At 49.1% G+C, this 2,340-nt stretch carries 3 protein-coding genes and 1 pseudogene; 3 read left to right on the forward strand and 1 reads right to left on the reverse strand.

The features are described from left to right. The 3 genes and pseudogenes from ABJ99_RS28825 to ABJ99_RS28365 form a co-directional block, all read left to right on the forward strand. A pseudogene (locus ABJ99_RS28825) lies at positions 1–620 on the forward strand (hypothetical protein); the annotation flags it as partial. 44 nt (positions 621–664) lie between these two features. Continuing rightward, complete coding sequence (locus tag ABJ99_RS18625; protein ID WP_154864454.1) at positions 665–1,420, forward strand: hypothetical protein; 756 nt, start codon at positions 665–667, stop codon at positions 1,418–1,420. Continuing rightward, positions 1,417–1,791, forward strand: coding sequence for a hypothetical protein (locus tag ABJ99_RS28365; RefSeq protein WP_147461956.1), 375 nt, complete (start codon positions 1,417–1,419; stop codon positions 1,789–1,791). The genes ABJ99_RS18625 and ABJ99_RS28365 overlap by 4 nt, the downstream gene beginning before the upstream one ends. 178 nt (positions 1,792–1,969) lie before the next feature. Here the strand turns inward: ABJ99_RS28365 and ABJ99_RS29285 are convergent. Next, positions 1,970–2,340 (reverse strand): hypothetical protein (locus ABJ99_RS29285; RefSeq protein WP_230081053.1); only part of this gene is annotated, 371 nt, incomplete at its 5' end.

A 2,340-nucleotide genomic window follows, 5' to 3' on the forward strand; every position in this document is an offset into this window, starting at 1 on the left:
GGGTGGCGGGGAATGTTGAGCGGTATAACGAGCAACTTCATCCGAGAGCAGCTCAGTTAATCGAAAGAGAAGCGCCCAGACTGGCAGCAGACAAGAACATTAGCCAGGAAGAAGCGACCCGTCGCATGGCTGTTGCTCTGGCCTATTACACCGATGAGGGCTGGAATAAGTCAATTCCGGAGAAAGACGCCAACATTGACGTAGATACCTTGGCCCATTTGGGGGTAGCACTTGCGCCTATCGCCGATCAATACGCTCGCCCGGACACTTCGGTAGACGGCAATCCGCGTTCGTATAGCGGTAACGAGACAGCGACGATGATTGTCGACTTCCAGACATCTCGACCTGCTGCATATAAAGACAGCAACAGAAACATCGACTATCTGGGTGATCCGCAAGGTAACAAGACTCAGGGGTTGGTGGAATTCTATGAAAACAATCTGAACTTCAGTGATAAGCCGACAGATGTTCTTGAGAGTGTCGCAGGCGGCTTTGCGGGAATTGGTCGTAGCGCTTGGGGAATGGTAAGGGCCACTGCCAAGGTGGGCGGCGAACTTTTGGCGGCGACCCTCTGGGCGGAGTCAATAGTCTTCTCGGTCCAGTGGCTGACTCCTCACTAGATCCAATCGGTCAGATGACGACAAGGCAGTCTGGCCGGGCGTTTGTGTCCAACCTGCAAGGCAACAGCTACGAGTCGGCCGCACAAGTCACAGAGATCGGTACTGACGTCGCGTCGATAGTGGTGCCGGTGGGCTCCGCAGGAAAGTTCGGGCAGCTTGCAAAAGCAAGTGAAGCGTCCAGCCTCGCAAGAGCAGAAAATGTTCTGATAGCCAAAAGCGGAGCGTCTGTGGACCTGGCTGCGACAAGCAGGTCGGAAGCGCTTGGAGGCAGCAGCGTTTCAGGGCTCGCGGATGATGCCGCTGATTTCTACGGCTTGAACGTTAGCAACGTCGACTATACTTCGCAGCTGGAGCGTACTGGAACCGTCAGAGCGGATGATGCTTTCGCTGCCACGAGTAATGATGTCGTACTGGCGAAGTATAATGAGCCTTGCTGTTTGGCTGATGGTGCAAAAGCGGCTGTAAATGTGAGGTCGGCTAGTTTTGCTGATGATGCAAAGCTGATTGGTCACTTTGAAAAACACGGTGCTGAATTTGGGGCAAAGTCGTCTATCGAATATTTGCAGACGGGCAAGGACATTATGCAAGGCGGGGATAAGGTTCAGTATCTGTACAAGGGCGAAATGCGAACTGGCTACGTGCAGTTCATGGGTAATTCGTCCCGTGGAGATGCGAAGTATGGATTTGTAGGAACTAATTCTGATGGTGTCATCACTACAATCCATGTGGAAAGTGGTAAGAGTTTTTGGAAGATGTTGAATGGTGATCCTAAAGATAAAACTATAAGGCCTGTACCATGATTTATTCAGTGCTTGTTGATGGCGTCAATCCTGAAATAGAAGAGGAAGTCTCGATTATTGTATGTGGTCAGCGGCTTACCTGCTTTGCAAGCTATCTTCCCTATCAGCTTGAGATAGGGCAAGTGTATCGGGCAGAGTTGTTGCCCATGGTTTTTGGTAATTATATTGTTCAAGAGAGTTCTCATGTCACACCCTCAGTCCTTGGAGAAGGTCCAGGCTATTCATACAGAATTATTGGCGAGTTGAGGGATGGTTGTTTGTGCTGTAGTGGGTTGACCTTCTGTGATGAGATTTTTCTGGCAGATTTTGGTTTTCTTGAGGGGAAGCTGATTTCATGGCGGGTCGATAGGTTAGACATTTCGTTTGTCTGAGTTTCCTTTGGTGCAAAAGCGACAGCAGGTGCTTCTGTTGATGGCGCAGGCGTTATTGCTGTTGCGCCTGAAACGATCCCATATGAACCAAAGGGGTCGGTTGTTTTACAAGGTGACGCCCTTGTATGCGGACCAGCCTGCGCAGCAATGACAATTATTGACAAAACGGTTGCGGCTATTAGCCTTGACAATGCAATTGGATGCTTTGTAAATGGGTCGGGCCGACCGGCGTTAACACTCTGGAATTATCAGGTGTGATATTTAAGGCGGGAGTTAAAAATACTGTAAGCACTACAATGCTACCTGAGCAGTTAAACAAGGCACTGCAAGAAGGAGCGAGCAAGAGAGAAATTGATAAGTATGTATAAGGGGAAAATAATTTTATGAGATTCTCTAAACCCAATCGTTTGGAAGTTTTGGCCACAGATCCAAATTCAGACCCGCGGATATCTTCACCACAAAGTGTTGGTGTTAGGGATCCTCTGAAAAAGCCCATTTTTTGGAAAGAAACCGGGCTGGAGCGCCTATATTTACTGGCTTTGATTTTTG

It is taken from the genome of Pseudomonas syringae pv. cilantro, from assembly GCF_001293775.1.
Classification (GTDB): domain Bacteria; phylum Pseudomonadota; class Gammaproteobacteria; order Pseudomonadales; family Pseudomonadaceae; genus Aquipseudomonas; species Aquipseudomonas syringae_P.

Bases quoted from the DNA above. Each gene is read 5' to 3' on its own strand.
- ABJ99_RS28365 (WP_147461956.1), top strand. From the start codon at position 1,417: ATGATTTATTCAGTGCTTGTTGATGGCGTCAATCCTGAAATAGAAGAG.